Source organism: Pseudoalteromonas sp. SMS1 (assembly GCF_021530565.1).
Taxonomy (GTDB): domain Bacteria; phylum Pseudomonadota; class Gammaproteobacteria; order Enterobacterales; family Alteromonadaceae; genus Pseudoalteromonas.
Genome location: NZ_JAKGBI010000035.1, coordinates 1 through 19763, shown reverse-complemented (window position 1 = coordinate 19763; position 19763 = coordinate 1). Strand labels below are relative to the sequence as shown.

12 protein-coding genes and 7 tRNA genes are annotated in these 19763 nt (G+C 44.3%); 15 read left to right on the top strand and 4 right to left on the bottom strand.

What is annotated here, in order from left to right; translation table 11 throughout:
• The first annotated feature begins 137 nt into the window (after window positions 1-137).
• From L1286_RS23405 to L1286_RS23375, 7 genes are all read left to right on the top strand, one after another.
• Window positions 138-214: transfer RNA gene (locus tag L1286_RS23405), tRNA-Asp, on the top strand.
• Between the two features lie 26 nt (window positions 215-240).
• Window positions 241-317: transfer RNA gene (locus L1286_RS23400), tRNA-Asp, on the top strand.
• A gap of 28 nt (window positions 318-345) precedes the next feature.
• Window positions 346-422, top strand: a tRNA-Asp gene (locus L1286_RS23395).
• A gap of 29 nt (window positions 423-451) precedes the next feature.
• A tRNA-Asp gene (locus L1286_RS23390) sits at window positions 452-528 on the top strand.
• A 48-nt stretch (window positions 529-576) separates the two neighbouring features.
• A tRNA-Asp gene (locus tag L1286_RS23385) sits at window positions 577-653 on the top strand.
• A 23-nt stretch (window positions 654-676) separates the two neighbouring features.
• Window positions 677-753: transfer RNA gene (locus L1286_RS23380), tRNA-Asp, on the top strand.
• A 35-nt stretch (window positions 754-788) separates the two neighbouring features.
• Window positions 789-865: transfer RNA gene (locus L1286_RS23375), tRNA-Asp, on the top strand.
• 178 nt (window positions 866-1043) lie between these two features.
• Here the strand turns inward: L1286_RS23375 and L1286_RS23370 are convergent.
• The 3 genes from L1286_RS23370 to L1286_RS23360 form a co-directional block, all read right to left on the bottom strand.
• Complete coding sequence (locus tag L1286_RS23370; protein ID WP_235409438.1) at window positions 1044-2777, bottom strand: HEAT repeat domain-containing protein; 1734 nt, start codon at window positions 2775-2777, stop codon at window positions 1044-1046.
• A gap of 11 nt (window positions 2778-2788) precedes the next feature.
• A complete protein-coding gene (locus L1286_RS23365) occupies window positions 2789-4717 on the bottom strand; it encodes a hypothetical protein (protein WP_235409437.1) in 1929 nt (642 codons plus the stop codon).
• A 169-nt stretch (window positions 4718-4886) separates the two neighbouring features.
• Window positions 4887-6950 carry a winged helix-turn-helix domain-containing protein gene (locus L1286_RS23360; protein ID WP_235409436.1) on the bottom strand — a complete coding sequence of 688 codons (2064 nt, stop codon included), beginning with the start codon at window positions 6948-6950 and terminating at the stop codon, window positions 4887-4889.
• A gap of 173 nt (window positions 6951-7123) precedes the next feature.
• Here L1286_RS23360 and L1286_RS23355 point away from each other — a divergent pair, with 173 nt between their 5' ends.
• The 4 genes from L1286_RS23355 to L1286_RS23340 all read left to right on the top strand — a co-directional run bounded on the left by L1286_RS23355 (window position 7124) and on the right by L1286_RS23340 (window position 12121).
• Window positions 7124-9373: a DUF5916 domain-containing protein gene (locus tag L1286_RS23355; RefSeq protein WP_235409435.1), complete on the top strand. Its 2250-nt coding sequence runs from the start codon at window positions 7124-7126 to the stop codon at window positions 9371-9373.
• An 84-nt stretch (window positions 9374-9457) separates the two neighbouring features.
• Window positions 9458-10360 (top strand): SMP-30/gluconolactonase/LRE family protein, encoded by a 903-nt coding sequence (locus L1286_RS23350; RefSeq protein WP_235409434.1) that lies wholly within the window; start codon window positions 9458-9460, stop codon window positions 10358-10360.
• A gap of 91 nt (window positions 10361-10451) precedes the next feature.
• Window positions 10452-11036, top strand: coding sequence for an ABC transporter ATP-binding protein (locus L1286_RS23345; protein ID WP_235409433.1), 585 nt, complete (start codon window positions 10452-10454; stop codon window positions 11034-11036).
• Window positions 11037-11044: 8 nt separating this feature from the next.
• Window positions 11045-12121: a DUF6136 family protein gene (locus L1286_RS23340; RefSeq protein ID WP_235409432.1), complete on the top strand. Its 1077-nt coding sequence runs from the start codon at window positions 11045-11047 to the stop codon at window positions 12119-12121.
• Window positions 12122-12246: 125 nt separating this feature from the next.
• On the opposite strand, the gene fadE is transcribed toward L1286_RS23340, so the two are convergent.
• The gene (gene fadE, locus L1286_RS23335; RefSeq protein ID WP_235409431.1) at window positions 12247-14697 is read right to left on the bottom strand and encodes an acyl-CoA dehydrogenase FadE; all 2451 of its coding nucleotides are present in this window, start codon (window positions 14695-14697) and stop codon (window positions 12247-12249) included.
• 201 nt (window positions 14698-14898) lie between these two features.
• Between fadE and L1286_RS23330 the strand changes: the two genes are divergently transcribed.
• The 4 genes from L1286_RS23330 to L1286_RS23315 all read left to right on the top strand — a co-directional run.
• Complete coding sequence (locus L1286_RS23330; RefSeq protein ID WP_235409430.1) at window positions 14899-15189, top strand: DUF6419 family natural product biosynthesis protein; 291 nt, start codon at window positions 14899-14901, stop codon at window positions 15187-15189.
• A gap of 58 nt (window positions 15190-15247) precedes the next feature.
• A complete protein-coding gene (locus tag L1286_RS23325; RefSeq protein ID WP_235409429.1) occupies window positions 15248-16378 on the top strand; it encodes a 4-phosphoerythronate dehydrogenase in 1131 nt (376 codons plus the stop codon).
• Between the two features lie 2 nt (window positions 16379-16380).
• A complete protein-coding gene (locus tag L1286_RS23320) occupies window positions 16381-17397 on the top strand; it encodes an aspartate-semialdehyde dehydrogenase (protein ID WP_235409428.1) in 1017 nt (338 codons plus the stop codon).
• A gap of 269 nt (window positions 17398-17666) precedes the next feature.
• On the top strand, window positions 17667-19763 hold a 2097-nt coding region (locus L1286_RS23315; RefSeq protein WP_328284245.1), incomplete at its 3' end, for a FimV/HubP family polar landmark protein.

Sequence of the window (19763 nt, the reverse complement as noted above, 5' to 3'; positions counted from 1 at the left end):
ATTTTCAGCGAGTAACGTCATTAATCGTTAAAAATGCAGTTTTTTTCAAAAAAATAGTTGACTCTGAAAGGGGTCATTCGTATTATTCACGCCGCTGTCAGGGAGCACACCTTGTCAGTGAAATACAAAATTATCGCGGAGTGGTAGTTCAGTTGGTTAGAATACCGGCCTGTCACGCCGGGGGTCGCGGGTTCGAGTCCCGTCCACTCCGCCAATAAATTTTGTATTGCGATGTAAGCTGGAGTGGTAGTTCAGTTGGTTAGAATACCGGCCTGTCACGCCGGGGGTCGCGGGTTCGAGTCCCGTCCACTCCGCCAACCGCTTACATATGTGCATTGCTTCTTTGGAGTGGTAGTTCAGTTGGTTAGAATACCGGCCTGTCACGCCGGGGGTCGCGGGTTCGAGTCCCGTCCACTCCGCCATTTAATTAAAGAAGCAAGCTAAATCACTTGGAGTGGTAGTTCAGTTGGTTAGAATACCGGCCTGTCACGCCGGGGGTCGCGGGTTCGAGTCCCGTCCACTCCGCCATTTGGCTTTTAGTGTTTTAGCAAAAAAATATGACAATACGCTTACTGCGGAGTGGTAGTTCAGTTGGTTAGAATACCGGCCTGTCACGCCGGGGGTCGCGGGTTCGAGTCCCGTCCACTCCGCCATTTAGCGTATAAGATATCTCTGCGGAGTGGTAGTTCAGTTGGTTAGAATACCGGCCTGTCACGCCGGGGGTCGCGGGTTCGAGTCCCGTCCACTCCGCCATTTGATATCTTAAAAGAACATATGCATACCACTGCGGAGTGGTAGTTCAGTTGGTTAGAATACCGGCCTGTCACGCCGGGGGTCGCGGGTTCGAGTCCCGTCCACTCCGCCATTTCAAAAAAGCTTTCCCTTTCTCAGTTATCCCAACAGTTTTAAACTTTGCCGTACTTCTTTGCATTCATTTTTCACACATAGATGTTTAAAACCGACTCTGTTGTGGGTGAGTGGCGACACTGCAAAGGACTGTATGGAGATATGAAGAGATAGGGGCTATCCAGCCCCTATAAAGATTATTTATTGCCGTGAATTGCTTGCATAAGCGCTCTTAGCACTTGTTGGTCACGTTCTTGCTTTAAAAGTGGTTTGAGTTTGTCTAAGATTTCACTTTGGTGTTCGCGTTGCTTTGCTGCGGCATTGATTGCTGCGACACGAACTTCATTCCCTTGATGTTTCTGTGCAAATTTGAGGACGTCATCTACTTGAGCTTCACTGAGGTGATTGTTGCCCATTGCAAACAGCAGTGCTTGCTTTGTTTGAATGTCTGACTCTGTTTTTAAAGACTTCTCGATATAACCGAGGCTAATCTCATTGGGCATCTTGCCAAGGGCCTCAGCGGCTGTAGCACGTAAGTTGGCATTGCTGTTGTCTAAAAACTTAGAAATACGCTCTTGATGCGTCGCATCGGCACTGTTACCAAGTGCATTTAGCAACGTTGCCTGCTTGTGAGTATCTCGCGTTGTGACCAGTCTGTCAGCCAATGAGGCGGTCAGTTGTTCGGCAAATTCGCTGCCTGCTTGGTTTTTAGCAATAATACCCATTACCATTAAGGCTGTACGGGCCAGTTTAGTATCTGTTTTATTGAGCTCATCGCTGTCGATATGTTCATAAAGCTGATCAATTAACTCCGAAGGCAATGGCTGCTCTGCATACTTTAAGGCCATCAAGCTGCGAAAGCGCTGGTTCTTATCCAAATCCAGATCTAGGTATAGCGCCCCCAACAGTTGCTGAGCATTGCGGGAATCACTTTTACCAATCATCAACAGCAATCGACTTAGCTGCTTGTCTTCAAAGGCATGTTGTTTAATTAACGCGTGGAGTGACGCGAGGTATATCTGATTGTCATACAGCAGTTGTAACAACTCATCGCTTGATAAGGCACGTAAATCTTTATTTAGCAATAAATTGGTAAATGCCGTGGCGCTATCTAGTGGAACGGGGAGTGGCCTAGGGTAGACTCGTTCTGCTGAGAGGAGCGGCCACTTAAGCGGGTCCATCGGTAAAGACATCAGTGCGATATCAGAAGCAATAGGATCATGTTTTGCGATGTACTTTATGGACTGTGCAACATCGATGCGAATGTCTCCCTTTTCGCTTTCTACACGGGTATTGTTAAACCCTTCGAACTGCTCTATCCAACACCTAGATTGAGTAAAAGTAAAGTCATCTTGCTTGATTTCAGGCTTTTTAAATGCGAACAGCTGAGTGCCTTGTGTTGTCATGGTGTAGTGCAATTTGTGCTTTTCGATTGCGCCGTTTTCAAGCGCTTGATAACGAATTTTATAGCGCCCTAAGTTATCGCTCTCTTCGATGATGAGTGGGCTTTGCAGGTCATATTTTTTTAAGTGCTCTACATGAAATTGCTGATAAATGGCAATCAGCTTTTGCTCATCTTCAGGCTTTAGCTTGGCGGCAAAATGGTATTGAAGTACATCACCTGATAGTGCAGCAATTTTAACGGCAAAGGGGACACCATAATAGCGCGCTTGAATATCTGTGTTGTCCAACGACAATGTTGCTGAAGCGAGTTGCAAGCCAAGCCAATAAAATTGCTCGCTTTTAATTAAGGGGCGATATACCAATTGCCCAGTAACAGATAAGCGGTTTTGGCTCGGTGAGTTCAGTGTTGTCATAGTGGTATTTGCATGCGTTGTAAAATCGCCCCAGCGAGCACAGTTTTCGCTGGCACTGACACTGCCAAAAGGCAGTGTCAGTGTGCAAAGTAGTAATGGAATAACCCGGTTCATACTTTACTCTATTAAAATTTAATGCTGTCGCTATAATCTAGCATCTGCCAAGTTTTATTATACAGTGCGCCTGTGTCATACAGCGTTTTGGTGGCTGTTTTGGTTGGAAATGAACAGCAAAATTCATAGCCAGGATACTTAACCCACAGGTATAGTTCACCTTCAATCGCTTTCATATGATTACTGATGTCGATGCCATAACTGATCTCAGAATCACTGATTGCTTTACTGATATCGGTGTAAGCCGTGGCAGAGAGTGTTTCTGAAATGATTAGGAAGTCAATGCCTATCCCACCGCTCGCAATTAACAAGTCAATCCCCGCTGTAGCATATGCATCTAAGCTTGCCGTTAGGACGTCACCGCCGATGCTAAAGCGTTGCTCTTCGTATTTGAGATCGGTGCCAACCCCCACTTCACCTTTCACACCAGCAGAGACACTGACAGGCACAATCGCGATGGTAAAAGTGGCAGAAAAGAGTTTTTGCTCCTCACTCCAATCATGGGTATAGCTTTCATCAAGTGCAGTGACAGAATCTGAATCTGCAATCAATGAGTTACCCAAAAAAGACACCCCCATTGCATAGCTCAAAGTGCCATTTGCCCCATCCGCTATTCCGCTTGCGCCAGCGGAGAAAAGGTCAACACTGTCGTCAAACATATACAGGTCAAACCCGCCGCCTGTTGATGCCCAGGCGTAGCCACCATCAGTTGCTTTTAAGATGATCAATGATAAAAAACTTGGCACAACGGCCACTTTTGACTTGTCACCGTAGGTATTGCCAAACAAGTCCAATAATACAAATTGCTCGTCGGTTTGCTGTGATAACGTAAGGCTTAGATCTTGAGTTGGTGCGACACTGCGCGATGCTCTGTTTGCGGTATCGTCGCCTGATAAGCTAGGCAAATTGTGTTTTGCCAACAGCTCATCACTTGGCGTTGTATCCTGATATAAGCTGTATGGCACATCGATTGTCAGCGTGTTGTTATTGGTATTTGCTTCGTCAAACTCTGAAGTATCATGTAAGGTAAAACGAATTTGTAGTGTGTTTCCACTCGAGTTTGGATCAAACGCTTGTTGAATCTTATGCAGTAATACGCCGTTTATAGCAATGTCATAAGGGAAGTAGTGACTTTGCTCAAATTGCGTAAACGAAATGTGCATTTTCTCTGCGTAATGGTCTTGGCCTTCTTGCCAAAAGTGGGCAGTGTAAGATTGCTCATCCACGATGATTTCAGCGGTGACTTCAGCGGTATTCGCCGTATTACCAAACTTGCTGGCATCAAGATGGCCGATGATATCAGAGCGCTTTTGGTTTGGTTGACCTTCGGAGGAAGTCTCTCTTTGACCAATATCAGGGAACATTGCAAATCCGTCACCAACGACGGCCCTATCCAGTACAAAGTCATGGAAGTGAGAGGCATCCATAGTCACTGCGGCATAGGTAACTAAGTCGTTGCTATCATGACCACGCGAGCGGTTGTCAGTGAGGTCTGCTTCATTTGGAATAACTTTCGCGCTATCCACATAAGCGGCAATTAAAAACTCGCCACTTGGCATTTGCTCATTTGGAAACATAAGTGTTGCAGAGAGGGTTTGCACACCAGGTTGTAACTGTTCAATATAGTGAGTGCCTAAGTTATAGCCTTCTGGCTGCTCTTCAGTCTCTAATTGCGCAACCTTTTCTCTGGGAATCGCCATAAAGGTAACACCAATATGCTGGGTATCTAGTTGTGTTGTTTCAATGGAAAAGTCTAGAGAAATTGGCTGACCTGGTTGATACAAGGTTTGTGATGGGGTTTTTATTTCGGTAAGTGCCACGTTCGGCACTTGTTCTATTTCTGGGCTAGGGGTTACCACTTCACTATTGTTTTCACTGCCATCAAAGCAAGCAGTGAGTAGCAATGGGATTGCTAATCCCAAATACTTAGAGCGCATCATAGTTATTTCACCATTTGTTGTTATGTCAGCCTATTTTTATCACTAAAAAGTATAATGATTATGGAGTGAAATAAGAAACGGTCAGCGAGTGCATTTGTCAACTTGCAAAATGTCACCAGCGTACTGGGTTAGAAACGCTGGCTCAATGTGTGGTATGTGGTCAGTGTGGTTATTGAATTCGCGGTTTAATGAGTTTGATATCGGATTCGACAGATTCCATTTTTGCGACAAGCAAAGCTCCATCAGGCGCAATGTCATAATGCCAGATTAACGGCTCTTTTTTAATATTGGTGACTTGAAAAGGAGCTGTCAGCGATGCTTTCCAAATAAGGTCTGTCTTGGACCAAGACGATTGCCAATACAGCTGGCCATTTTTGAGTCTGGGATTTCGTATCGCGTTCAGGGCATCACTGGGTAATTCTGCCAGCAATTGCTTTTGTTCATTAAAATTAATTAGGGAAGCTGCGCGGTATAAATTGCCATCTTTTACAACTACCCAATTACTGTCCTCAACATGGTAGGTGATGAATTCGGATTCAAATCGCGTTCTACTGAGTAAATGGCCATCTAAATTGAACGTATGGACATGCTTACCATCACTGGACCATATTGTGTGATTGTTATGCCATCCAAACTGCTTGAGTGGCTTTTGGTGTTGACTATGGAAACTGGTGAGTACATCGTTTCTATCATATAGAACCAACATGCGATCTCGGTTTGCGAGAATTTTGCTCAGCTTTGGATCCCACGCTAAAAAGTCGACATATTCGTACCCTTTATGAAAAGAAAGCTGCTTGACCTGATTGCCAGTGTGTAAATAAATTTCACAGTAGCCTGTTCTACGGGACATAAACACAGTTTCCCCGAGCTTGTTTGTGACTGGTAAATAGTCATAACTTGAGCTTGAAAATATGGGCAGGTTATATTCATCGCGGATATTGACTTGCCAGCTTTCTGCTGCGGTGTAGATATTGCCTATTTTGTCTACAGACAAGCTAGAAAACATCCCTTGCGTGGTGGCAAATATAGGATAGGTTTGTCCACTACGATATTTGCCTATGAGGTTGTGGTGGGCACTCCCATCATTACTGATAATACTTTGTTGTGCTGGGTCAAAATTAAATAACCACAGTGGAAAATCCCACAACATATGTACTTTGCCGTCAAGCGAAACCAGTCTAGTGTGATAATTCGTATCGACTATTAAGTAATAGATTTGTCCCGCCCATGCGCGTACTGCGCCAATGTAGCTTTCATCTGGCTTCCTTGGCAAAGGGATCTGTACCAGTTGATTCTGTTCATAGCGGTATAGATAAGCTAGGTTACCTTGATTTTCTTTGATGGTAAGTACTAACTCTTTATCTGATTTCCATGATGGCGCAGTGACGAGGTGACAAGAAATTGGTTGGCTGCTATGTAAAATCGATGCTGTGCCATCGCTAATATGTAGGATGCACGCATCTTCTAAGTACTGCCAAAAGGCCAACTTTTCTTCTGTGGGATGCCATGTGGGGTGAGCAACGCGTGTACCAAAGGTCTGTTTAAACAGTTTTTTGCCTGACTTATCAGTGATTTCCAATGTATTAAATTTTTCTACATAGGCTAGTAAATCTCTGTCCGCATGGGCGGCAATATTAAATTCCACACCAAGGTCATAGGTAATATCATGACGCTCATAATGAGGCGGTTGAATTTCTGAGGGCGTGGACGAAAAAAAAGCAATGGCGCTAAAACAGGCGCAGGTTGCAAAGATAAATGCCCAACAGTGTTTAAGTAACTTAGCTTTGATAGTTGTGAGCAGAGATACAGGGGCTGTAATGATATCTACAGTCTCAACTGCCTGTGCTTCATACGTCTTGAGGGCTGGCTCAATCTTGATATCGGGTAAAAATAAGTAGCCTTTTTTAGGTACTGTTTTTATATAAATGGGGCTACGCGCATTATCTTTTAGTTCTTTACGCAACTTTGTCAATAATTGATATAGGCTATTCGCCTCTACAATGGTATTTGGCCAGAGTGCCTCATTGAGTGCTGCCCGACTAATTACAAGACCTTGTTGTGTGAGCAAAATTGTCAGCAGTCTAGCAACTTGAGGTTCGAGCTTGCTAACTGAGTTTGTCTCTCCATTCCATAGTTCATCTTTTTCGCTGTCAAAGTACCAGTGCAAAAAGCCAAAGCGTACTGGGGCTGCTTTGGTCGCTTCGTTTAAGGAATTAGGTAGAGCGGGACTCACGAGGGCCTCCTGCCAAGCTTGTTATCAATATAGGTTCATCTAAAGGTAACGGGCCTCAGAGTAAAGTCAATCTTATTCAGCTTTATTACGCCATTCTTCAGATAAAAATAAGGTTTTCACTCCAAAATTTTTGCTTTAGTAACAATGTTATATCAGTTATTTGGAGTAGTAGGATGAAAGTGTTTAAGCAAAGTCTTTTCACCCTAGGGATGGTACTGAATGCACCAGCAAGTTTTGCTGCGCAAATATCTATAGATGGCATGCTTGATGAGTTAGCTTGGCAGTCGGCTATCGACTTTACAACGTTTTATCAAGTTGTGCCTGCAACACACCGCGTATCTAAAAGCAGAGTGAATGCGAAAGTGTTGGCGAATGAGCAGGGGATCTATGTCGGTATTACAAATTACCAACCAGTAACGCAACGTAAAAAGCAATTTAACTTGCAAGATGGCTTTATGCAGGGAGAGTTTAATCGTGTCTATTTGGACTTTTCAGGAGATGGCAGCAGTGCGTACTTATTTGCCGCAACACTGGGAGGTGGCAAACAAGATGCGGTTGTCACGCCGCAGCGCACAACCGACACGGATTGGGATGGAGATTGGGAAAGTGCATTTTATGAACACGCTGAATATTGGTCGAACGAGATATTTGTACCTTGGCACAGTGTGTCGTTTTCACCAAAGGTTGATGCAAACGGTAGTGCAACGATTGGCATTGGAATTCAACTCTATGATTTAAAATCAAATAATATATTTTCTAATCAGAAACAAACTATTGGCAACAGTGATTTTTTCATAAATATGCCAAAAGTTGAGGTTGCTATTCCGCAGCAAAGCCAGCTTAGCTTTGTACCCTATATGAGCTATCAGCGTCACTTTGAACCACGTCAAGGCCAAAGTCATGAAACCGATATTGGTTTTGATCTATTTTATAAACCGGCCCATCATCAAACCGTGTCTTTTGCCGTTAACCCCGATTTTGCACAAGTGGACAGTGATGATGTGGATGTTAATTACTCCGCAATTGAGACGCTACGCACTGACAAGCGGCCATTTTTCACTCAAGACATCAGTGTGTTCAGTATTGGTGCTTTACAAGATACAAAGCTCATCCACACGCGTAGAATCGGTGCTGGGAGTGACGACATGCGTGAGCTTATCACACCCATTGATGCGGCTGTGCGGTTTGTGCATCAAGGGGAAAATGCGCAGTGGGGAGGATTTGCTGTCCAAGAAAACAGTTTAGAGAGCGGGGCCGGAAAGGATTTTTATGCAGCCAGATATAGCTATCGATCAAAGAATTGGCAGTCTGGCATTTTAGCAACCCATGTTGAACGGCCTTTCTTAGCACGAAACGCAAACAGCCTCGCTTGGGATAGCCAGTATCAAGACGAAAAGTGGTCTGTTCAAAGTGCTGTGCTGGTGAGTCATGTTGACCAACACTCCTCGCAGACTGGGAACGGGGTATCTATCAATTTAGGGTATCAATTTACACCTAATAGACAACTCGAAGGACAGTTTTTACGTTTAGATAGCCGCTTTGATAATCGCGATATGGGATATATGAAGCGTAATAATTGGCAGTACGCGAAGTTATCTTATGACCATGCTGTAAATATGGATAATGACTGGATAACACGCATAACGCATACATTCGATCTGAGTTATGAAACCAATGCCTCGGGACTAAAGTTACCTGCACGTCAAGGGTACAAGGCTCAGCTCATGATGGAAAATGGCACTCAGTGGACTTTCCATTTAGATACTGTGCGCTCTGGCTGGCAAGACAATATTGGCGCTCAAAGTATGCCTTTTCAGCAGCCGAGTGCGCTCGAGAGTCGTGTTCTGTATCAGAGCCCATATACTGGCGTGTTCAGTTGGGCTGCCAGCGTGGAGTTCGATCAAGAAGGTTTGAGTGGCGATGCGATACAGCTGGCACTAGATATGACTTGGATGCCGCATGCACATTGGAATATCAAGTTTAATAACTATTTTCGCGATGGTGATGGTTGGTTAGTGGCCACGCAAAAAAATCAATTGTCAGAGTATGATAGAACGCTATTTATCAATACACTCGAAGCAAATGCACTGATTGCGGATAACTTAGAGTTTTCGGCAACAATACAGTGGTCTGTTCTGGAGGCTAGAACAAAAGGTGTCTATGAGATTGACGTGGCTGGGCTACGTAAAAATTCACACTTAGATACAAGCTTTGAGGATACGCGTCTGATGTCACAATTTAAATTGCGTTATCGTATGGGGGCTTATTCGGACATATACCTTGTTTATCGTAGAGGGGGCGCCCATTTGGCCCAGTTAGAAAGTGGCCAAATTGGCCAGCAAGCGTGGTTGGATCGCGTTAAAAACAATTGGACTTCCCCAGAGGAGAATAGCCTGATCTTAAAGGGACGGTATTTGTTTTAGGCGCAAACGTTATTGGGGTGAATAAATCTCAATTCACATCTTTTGATATGGATTGCATACTAAAACTTTTTACAGGGAATGAGCATGAAAGTAATCAAGCGTATGGCGTTACTTGCTGTGGGTTTCATATCTGGTTGTCAATTAAGTCATACTAGTGAGTCGCATCTTTATAAAGCTCAAGACTGGGTGACAGACGGTGTTTTTACTCAAGGCGTAGAAGGCCCCGCGGTGGATAAAAATGGGGTGCTGTATGCGGTAAATTACGCACAGCAAGGCACGATTGGGCAGGTAAATAGCGAGGGAGTAGCAAGCTTATTTTTGACGTTACCCAGCGGCAGCATAGGGAATGGTCTCCGTTTTGATAGCGTTGGGAATATGTATATTGCAGATTATACCGGTCATAACATTTTACGTGTTACACCGGAGAAAACCGTTACAGTGTATGCGCATGAACCGGCCATGAATCAACCAAATGATATTGCAATCAGTGATGATGGCACTTTATTTGCCAGTGACCCAAACTGGCAACAAGGCAATGGTCAACTTTGGCGTATTGATACGAGTGGTCAGGTAACACGGTTAAAAGCCAATATGGGTACCACCAATGGTATTGAGATAAGTCCAGACAATAAAGTCTTGTATGTCAATGAAAGTGTGCAAAGGCGAGTTTGGGCATTCCCGATCAAACCCAATGGTGTACTTGGAGATGCGCGGTTATTCTACCAATTCTCGGATCATGGTCTAGATGGGATGCGTACCGATGAACAGGGGAATTTGTATATTGCGCGTTATGGTGCAGGTGAGGTGGTCATTATCTCACCTGCAGGACAACTATTACGTAAGGTTAAACTCACGGGGCAGTTCCCAACTAATGTTGCTTTTGGTGGAGAAAAAGGGCGTCAAGTGTTTGTGACAATGCAAAAGCGTGGAGCCATCGAAACCTTTGAGTCTGAGTACGCAGGACGCGCTTTTAAGCGCGTTCAATAGGGCTTATTAGATATGTTTAGAAACACTTTTTAGATTCCTTATTTAGGTCCTTGTTTGTTAGTATCGACGAAAAAGTGGCGTTCGAGGGCCTATGATAAGCATTCAAAATCTGACCAAAATATTCCTGCTAGATCCAGTTTTTGACAACTATAGTGCCGTATTTCAGGCACCGAGAATTTGTGTTGAAGCTGCAAATGGGCTCGGGAAAAGTACACTTTTCACCCTAATTGCAGGGTTAGATCGCGCATATCATGGCAAAATTTTACTGAATGGTGAGCAACATAGCGAGCCCCAGCGTGTTGTGGCATTAGCATCTGATGCCATCGAGTTTCCGGGTTTTCTAACGGCCCGACAAGTACTCCGTATGACAATGAAAAGCTGGGGCTGTTCTATGCCTCACGAGCTCATTTCTGTGTTGCAATTTTCAGCGTTTTTAGACACTCGTATCAGCGCGCTTTCATCTGGCAATTTAAAAAAGCTACAACTTATCAATGCAATTATGCGAAATACACCGTATCTAATTTTGGATGAACCCAGTGCAGCGCTCGATGCGCGCAGTGTTGAACGGTTGGTTGAATATCTCAACACGACTAACAATCAAATTTTGATGAGTTGTCACGATCCCGAGGTTTTTTTCAAGATCGGCTTTGAGCGCCAGCCCTTATTTGCTGATTAGGAAAATGTATGCTGCATTACTACTCATATCGACTCCAAGCATTTAAGACCGAGTTGCGGGAATTGAGAAAGCAACTTGAACAATTTACGTTGCTCGTCAGTGCCATGTTTTTTATCTATTTACCCAGCCTCGTCATGGCTATATTTTTTGGGCTTGGAAAGTTGGTGGAAAGTGACTCTGTGCATCTGACAATGGCAGTGTCATTTGGTTTTCTACTGATGCAGAGTCTGTTAATTCAGACGCTTAAAGATGCAATTCTTGACAGTGCTCGACGTGCATTTCATAGCACATTACTAGGCAATCGTATCCACAAAGTTGTTGCGGACAATGGCCTATTATTATTGTGTCATCTCTTGTTTTTGGCTGCGTGTGTGATGGCCATCTCTATGGGGTGGTCCAATCTTTTACAAGCACCGCACCTACTGGTGTTTATGCTTTTACAGTGTTTGCTGGCTGTGCTTCAGCTTTATCGCCCCTATGCCGTAATCTTGACGTTGTGTACAGCAGTAGGGATGATCTATGTGATCGACGATGTCATGGTCTATTTCTTTGCGTTATTTACCATGATGTTGGTCGGGGCTTGGGTAAAGCCACGACGTATGCATTACAAAGTGAAGGTAATATCTTCATATGGTTTTTGGTTACAGCTTATTATTGAGCAGCCTTGGATGTTGCTATGGCGCATAGGCGTTAGCACGCTGACGTATTGGTGCGCGTTAATAATAATTACCGAACGTCCCGATTTGAGCAGTTATTACAGTGTGATGGCACTGTTATTCAATTTATTATGGTGGAGCAGTTTGCTGCTCGACACGAATAAGCAAATCGCTTTACACCATGGCTTTTGGCAAAGCCTTGCCATGTTGGCAGTTATGCAGCGAAGTCAATATTGTGTGGTAATGTTGTGTTGTGTCATCACATGGCTCATTGGCGTATTGCTATTGGGCATTGGTGTGTTTGAAATTGTGGTCTTACTTTCAAGCCCTTTAATGATGTGGAGCATCGTTAAGCGACCAAAAAGCCTTGCGTTGGTCTGGGCCACTTTAGTGATTAGCATCATGCTGAGCAAAGTGTTGTTTGGATAACTGGAGTAAATTATATCGCAGACCGATTGGGCGTGTATTGTATGACTCGCTTTTAATCTCCTCTGTATGGTTAAGCTAAAAATAAAAAAGGCCGCAAGCGCGGCCTTTTCTTTTTGCCGCTTTAGTTAAGCGGCATTCGCATTACTGTCAACAACGCGTGCCTTACCGGCAAGTAACTCTGCTGGATCAAAATCATCTACATTGATAACCGCGAGGCGTTTCGCTTCAACGGCTGCAAGTGAGTCCGCTTCTTGTTGCGTTAAAATACCACCGTCTAGGCCCATTTGGGCAACTTTATCTAATTGCATAAATGGTAGCTTTTGGTCTTTTGCACGACATACTTTATCGAAAATCGGCTCTACAGCTAGGATATCTTTTAAAGTTTGTTCTTGTTTACCAATTAAATTTAATGGTTCATCTGTCGTGTAAATATAGCTCGCTAGACGATCACGAGATTCATTGGGTGTTTGCAGCAGTTTAGCAATATCATGTTCCATTTCGTCGGTTGGCTTACGCACGGGACGGCCAAATGGGAAGAGCATCAGCTTGAGCGCGCCACGCAAAGCCATTGACGGCATATTGTTGATCAGATCTGCAAGGGCTCTTTGGCACAGATATAGATGCTCCTGACATGCCCATTTAACGAAGGGTAAATCTTCTTTACGACGACCTTCATCGTTATAGCGTTTCAACGTCGCAGACACTAAGTACAGGTAGCTAAGTAAGTCGCCTAAACGTGCAGAAATACGCTCTTTACGCTTCAGTGAACCACCGAATACGGCCATACAAATATCTGACATTAGTGCCAATGAAGCACTGAATCTCGCGGCGTTACGGTAGTACTCTGCGGTTTCATCATTGAATGGCACTTTACTGAAACGACCGTCTGTAATCGCCAGCCACTTAGTACGCACAAGGTTTGAGATTGTAAAACCGATGTGGCCCATCAATGCTTTATCGAAGCTGTCTAATGCCTCTTGTTTGTCTTTGATATTACATGCGTTTAATTCAGCAAGTACAAATGGGTGACAGCGGATAGCGCCCTGACCGTAAATAATCATATTGCGAGTAAGGATGTTCGCACCCTCTACAGTGATGGCAATTGGCGCACCTTGATAGCCACGACCTAAGTAGTTATTTGGACCAAGGCAGATGCCCTTGCCACCATGAATATCCATTGCGTGGATCGTTGATGCGCGCATTTGTTCGGTAAGGTGGTATTTCAAAATCGCTGAGATGACCGACGGTTTCTCGCCTGCATCTACGGCGCCTGTAGACATACTGAGTGCCGCATCACTACTGTACGCGTAACCGCCAAGTTTAGAGAGGGCTTCTTCAATGCCTTCCATCTTACCGATTGGTAATTTGAACTGACGACGAATTCGGCTGTATGCACCGCTCGCCAACGCCAGCGTTTTGATGCCGCCCGTTGAATTCGAAGGTAATGTAATTACTCGTCCTACAGACAGGCATTCAACCAGCATACGCCAGCCTTGCCCCGCCATTTTCGGGCCGCCAATAATGAAGTCCAGTGGAACAAATACGTCATTACCACGCGTCGGTCCATTTTGAAATGGCACGTTGAGAGGGAAGTGACGGCGGCCGATTTCTACACCTGGCGTTGACGTCGGGATAAGTGCACAAGTGATACCAATGTCTTTTTTATCGCCCAATAATCCATCAGGGTCTTGCATTTTAAATGCTAGCCCAAGCACCGTTGAAACGGGGGCTAACGTAATGTAGCGTTTATTCCAAGTTAAACGGATACCAAGGGTTTCTTGACCTTCCCATTCACCTTTACATACCACACCAAAATCAGGAATTGATGACGCATCGGATCCAGCTTCCGGGGAGGTGAGGGCAAAACATGGGATCTCATCACCCACGGCTAGGCGTGGTAAGTAATGGTCCTTTTGCGCTTCAGTACCGTAGTGTTGCAACAACTCACCCGGGCCTAGGGAGTTTGGTACACCAACGATGGAGGAAAGTAGTGTCGATTTACTTGTTAGTTTTTGTAACACACAAGATTGTGCATAGGCCGAAAACTCAAGACCACCGTATTGTTTCTTGATGATCATTGCGAAAAACTTATTGTCTTTTAGGTATTGCCAAACATCTTGAGGTAGATCGGTCAGCTCATGCGTTGCTTCCCAATCATCCAACATGGCACATACTTCTTCGACTGGACCATTTAAGAAAGCTTGTTCTTCAGCGGTTAGTCTTGGTTTTGGAAATTGATGCAACTTATTCCAGTTAGGATTGCCACAAAACAAATCAGCTTCCCACCAAGTGGTTCCGGCATCAATGGCTGACTTTTCAGTTTCAGACATGGTCGGCGTCACTTTTTTAAATGCTTTAAAAAGCGGCGCGACGACATACTGTTGACGAATATTAGTGACAGAAAAAGGCACTGTGATGGCTAAAAAGATAAGCCAAGACAAAGCACCAAAGGCATCGGCAAACGTGCCAACCACAAGCGTTGCAGCAGCAACACCTAGGCAGGTATTCCAGCTAGCGCGATGATAACAAGCCACACTGACTAGGGCTATCAAAGCGAGGATGAATAAAAGTGTCATGTTGTTCTTCCTTATTAGAGGTCTGACCACATGGTTAGGCTAGCTTGTCTGACCAGTTATTTCAAGCAAAAAAGCCTGTTATTGTTCATTTTAGAAGCCAGATTTTTACTTGGCCAATAAGCCAAATCACTTAAAAATTGTTCAATTGCTAAATTTGTAAACTTATCTATATTACGAAAATGTTCTAAGGAGGGGATATTTATGCAATTGAGTAATATATGTATCATTATGATTTCATTTACTGCCATGCTACTCAGTGTTGAAGTCTATGAAAATGCAGTTTTTATAAACTTTATCAGTAGTATAGCCTGTGCATGTTATGCCTATGTCGGGGCGCAGCATACGGCTTTTTTCCTTGCTTGGTGTAATGTCCAAGCGTTTGTCTTCAGTCCAATGATCAATATTTCAGAGCAACCCAGTGTCAAACTCTTGGTATTATTTTTGTTATGTTTGATGTTCATTGCATTGGGTATAGGGTCAAGGCGAAACTAGGGTCTTATCCTGAGCTGAGTTACAATAGAGCTCCGTGCAATGTGTAGGAATAAATTTAATGAAGATCTTGGCTGATCAAAACATGCCTTTGGTAGAAGAGTTTTTCTCAAGTCTGGGGGAGGTGGAGCGATACGATGGTCGTACCATCACCGCCGAACAAGTGCGAGAAGCGGATGTATTGCTGACACGGTCGATTACCAAAGTAAATCAATCTTTGCTAGCAGGCGCCCACGCAATAAAATTTGTAGGTACAGCGACCATCGGCGTAGACCATATTGATCAGGCATATTTGAAAGCGCGGGACATCGCGTTTTCAAGTGCGCCAGGCTGTAATGCGATTGCTGTAGCAGAGTATGTCATTAGTGCGTTATATGCTTACAGCCAAGATCGCAACGTTGAGTTGAAGGGGAAGAAGCTGGCAATTGTGGGGGTGGGTAATATTGGTCAGTGCCTTCAGCAGAAGTTACAACAAAGTGGTATTGAATTGATTTTGTGTGACCCAGTTCGTGCACAACAAGGCGCCTTGTGTGAGCATGTTGATATTGATACTGCTCTGGCTGAAGCTGACTTTGTGACATTTCATGTACCACTGGTTAAATCAGGCGAACACCAAACTAAACATCTGCTAAATGCGCAAAGAATAAAAGGTTTAAAACCTGGCATGCTGGTGATAAATGCGAGTCGCGGTGATGTGATTGATAATCACGCGTTGCTGCAGGCTAAACAAGCTGGCCAAGAACTTGAGCTCATATTGGATGTATGGGAAAACGAACCGACGATTTTAACTGAGTTAATGGACTGGTGTTTGTATGCATCGGTACACATAGCTGGGCATACGCTCGAAGGTAAAGCGAGGGGAACCCAGATGCTCTATGAAGCACTGTGTCAGACTTTAGGGGTGACTGCGAACAAACGATTAGACGCCTTTTTACCAACACCTGTTGTAAGTCAATGCCAGCTGAATGAAACGCTATCCGAGACAGATTATGGACGTATTGTGCATCTGATCTATGATATTCGCCGTGATAATGGTTTAATGCGAGCGAATTTAGAAAGTCAGGGGTTTGATGTACTGCGTAAACAATACCCAGTGAGAAGAGAGTTTTCTACACTGAATATTTCAGTCCCATTTGCACATCAACCAAAATTGCAGCAATTAGGCTTTCGCACAGAAATGAATGAGGAATAAGCATGTCGCAAAAATTTAACGTGGCGGTACTTGGCGCAACAGGCCTAGTCGGCAAGCAAATTATTGAAACGCTAGCAGAAAGAAAATTTCCAGTAGATAAATTATTTCCGTTGGCAAGCAGCCGAAGTGCTGGTGAAGAAATTGACTTTATGGGTGAAAAAGTCACTGTATTAGATGTGGAAGAGTTCGACTTTTCACAAGCTCATATAGGGTTGTTTTCGGCTGGCGGTAGTGTGTCAGAAAAATATGCGCCCATCGCAGCCGATGCGGGTTGTGTGGTGATCGACAATACATCTCATTTCAGATACGACTATGATATACCATTGGTTGTTCCTGAGGTGAATGCGCAGAGTTTGGCAGACTTTAGAAACCGTAACATTATTGCAAATCCAAATTGCTCAACAATTCAAATGATGGTAGCACTCAAACCGATTTATGACGCATACGGCATTGATCGCATCAATGTGTCTACCTATCAAGCAGTATCTGGCGCGGGCAAAGAGGCCGTAGATGAGCTGGCGAAACAAACGGCCAACTTAATGAATGCAAGGCCGATGGAAAATGAAGTATTCCCGAAGCAGATTGCATTCAATGTGATCCCACAAATTGATGTATTTCAAGATAATGGCTACACCAAAGAAGAAATGAAAATGGTGTGGGAAACTCAAAAAATCTTGGGTGATAGCAGTGTGATGGTCAACCCAACCGCTGTGCGTGTACCGGTGTTCTTTGGTCACGCTGAAGCTATTCACTTAGAGACACGTATGCCTTTCGATTTGGAGCATGTGAAGCAACTTCTCAGTGAGGCACCGGGTATTGAGCTAATCGAAGATGAGCGAGATTATCCAACACCAGTAGGAGATGCCAGTGGCAACGATACCGTGTATGTTGGCCGTCTAAGAGCGGATATTTCCCACCCAATGGGGTTAAACTTATGGGTGGTGTCAGATAATACCCGTAAAGGCGCTGCAACAAATAGCATTCAGATCGCTGAAGAGTTAGTCGCAAATTACTTGTAATTGAAGTGTGGGGCAAAACCTGTATGGCAGCATTTTGCCCCTCATCGACTTAAAATCAATTCTATTTACCACCTTCCTGATTTATAAAACATTTTCAATTCAATACTAAAGTACCATCCCGATGTTAAGATTCAATACGTTGGCAATGGATATTCCCTTACAACTGGTTTATAGTTTGCAATTGGAACAGAGCTTGCAAAAGCAAAGATGAGCAAATTTTTTATTCGCTTACTGGTTGAGTAAGTGGTCACCTGAAACAAAGGAACAGCATGCGCGGTTTAGCCTTATTTTGTATCCTAGCATTGGCTTTCATAACATCTCCCGTTTACACTCAAGAAGGTACGGTGTTGAAGGGTCCCAAAGGCGTTGATTATGGGCTTGAAGGCCGATCCGTCGGACCCATCAGATCATCTGATACTTTGTGGCGAATTGCGCAGAAAATTAGGCCGGATGATTCTGTTTCTGTCTATCAGGTGATGAAGGCGCTGTACGACAAAAACCCCAATGCGTTTTTAGACCAAAACTTAAACCACATGCGCGATGGTGCCTATCTACGCATTCCAACTTTGGCCGAAATACGTCGAGTAAACCCATCAATTGCAAAGCAAAAGTCTGATCAAGACGACGTACTTTGGGAGCGCAAGAAAAATGGCACGTTAAATCAAGCGGATATTGAGGCTGCGAAAAAACGCGTGACGCAGGCGCGCAAAGTGGATGTTGAGCAGGCGCAAAAAGAACTCACCAACCAGCTTAGAAATCTCAGGATGGAACAAGATTCCAAGCTGCTTGAATTGCAAAATGAGTTCAAGTCCTCAGTTCGCAGTGTTGAGGAAATTTTAGAAGAAAACAACGAACTGAGAAAACAGCTCGGCGATATTTCTGACGAATTGCAGAATGTGAGAGATCAGCTCGGCAAAGACAGTGAAATCCAACAACAATTAAAAGTTGTGATAGATATGCAGAGCGAGATGATTGCTCAGCAAGAAGCGCAAAAAATGGCGCAAGAAGAAGCTGGTTTTGGCAAGATGCTATCTAATCCTTTAGTTATTGCTTTATTAGCAACCATTCCGGCTTTACTTGTCATTGGTGGACTTGTGATGTTCTTACGCAAGCGTAAGCAAGCGAGTGAAGCGGTGAATGACGAAGACGATTTCTTGCCGCAAGCACCGGCTACTGCTGCTGCGACAGCGGGCGCCGCAACAGCAGCCGCGACAGCCGCTGTAGATCCTTTAGATTTAGATATGCCAATTGCTGATGAAATCACGCCATTGGATGAGAGTGTGCAGCTCGATGATGACATTTTACCTGATGACGATGATATTGTTTTTGATTCTTTGGACGAGGATGATGGGTTTGAAAGTGGCAGCAGCACGCTCGATCAGGACGAGTTAGACAGTTTACTAAGTGACGATATTGTCTTTGATGATGAATCAGATACCGCGGAAGGCGGCGATGATTTAGACGATTTCCTTCAACAGAGCTTTGATGAAGCCGACGATGCACTTGGAGATGAAGTCACGTTAGATGTGGATGACAATGCTTCTGACGGTGACGAAATTCTAAGTGCAGATGATATTGACGATTTGTTCAATGAAGTTGGGGATGACCAAGACGATACGTTAGATGTCAGTGATGATGCGTTGGCTGCACTCAGTGAAGAGCTTGCTGATGAGCCGACAGAACCCGCAACGGATCATGCGTTAGACCTGGATGATATTGATGGTCTGATCGATGAAGCAGCAGACGCGCCAGCTGCTGAAGTTGTCGAAGACGAAGTGGATACAGATAGTATATTAAGTGCAGACGACATTGACGACTTGTTGGATGGGGCACTAGACGAAGATGACCCAAGTGATGTAGATGATACGTTCGAGTTGGGTGATATAGATGACTTGATCGACAACACCGCAACAGAGTCTGTGAGTGAAGAGCAGCAAGATATTGACAACTTGATTGCAGAAGCAGAGCAATCAGAGGAAGTAGCCGCTGAAGATGACATCGATGCCTTACTTGCGCAGGTAGAGGAAGAGAGCCTTGAGGCTGATATTCAAGATGAGGGGGCCGAGGAAGCGGATGTTGATGATATTGATGCATTGCTTGCAGATGCGGCAAGTGAGTTGTCTGAAGAAGCGACAGAAGAGCGTCCAGTTGAAATGCCGCAAGATTCTGTACTTGAAGATATCGATGACATTGAGGATTTACTCGCAGAATCAGAAGAAGCGTCCGCGTTAGAAAATGACGTGTTGGATGCGTCGCTAGAGGCTGACCTTGATGAAGACGATTTAGGTGACATCGATGACTTATTGGCCGACGCCGGTGAAGACGTCACGCAGCAGGAAGCAGTGCCCGAGTTAGAAAATGACGTG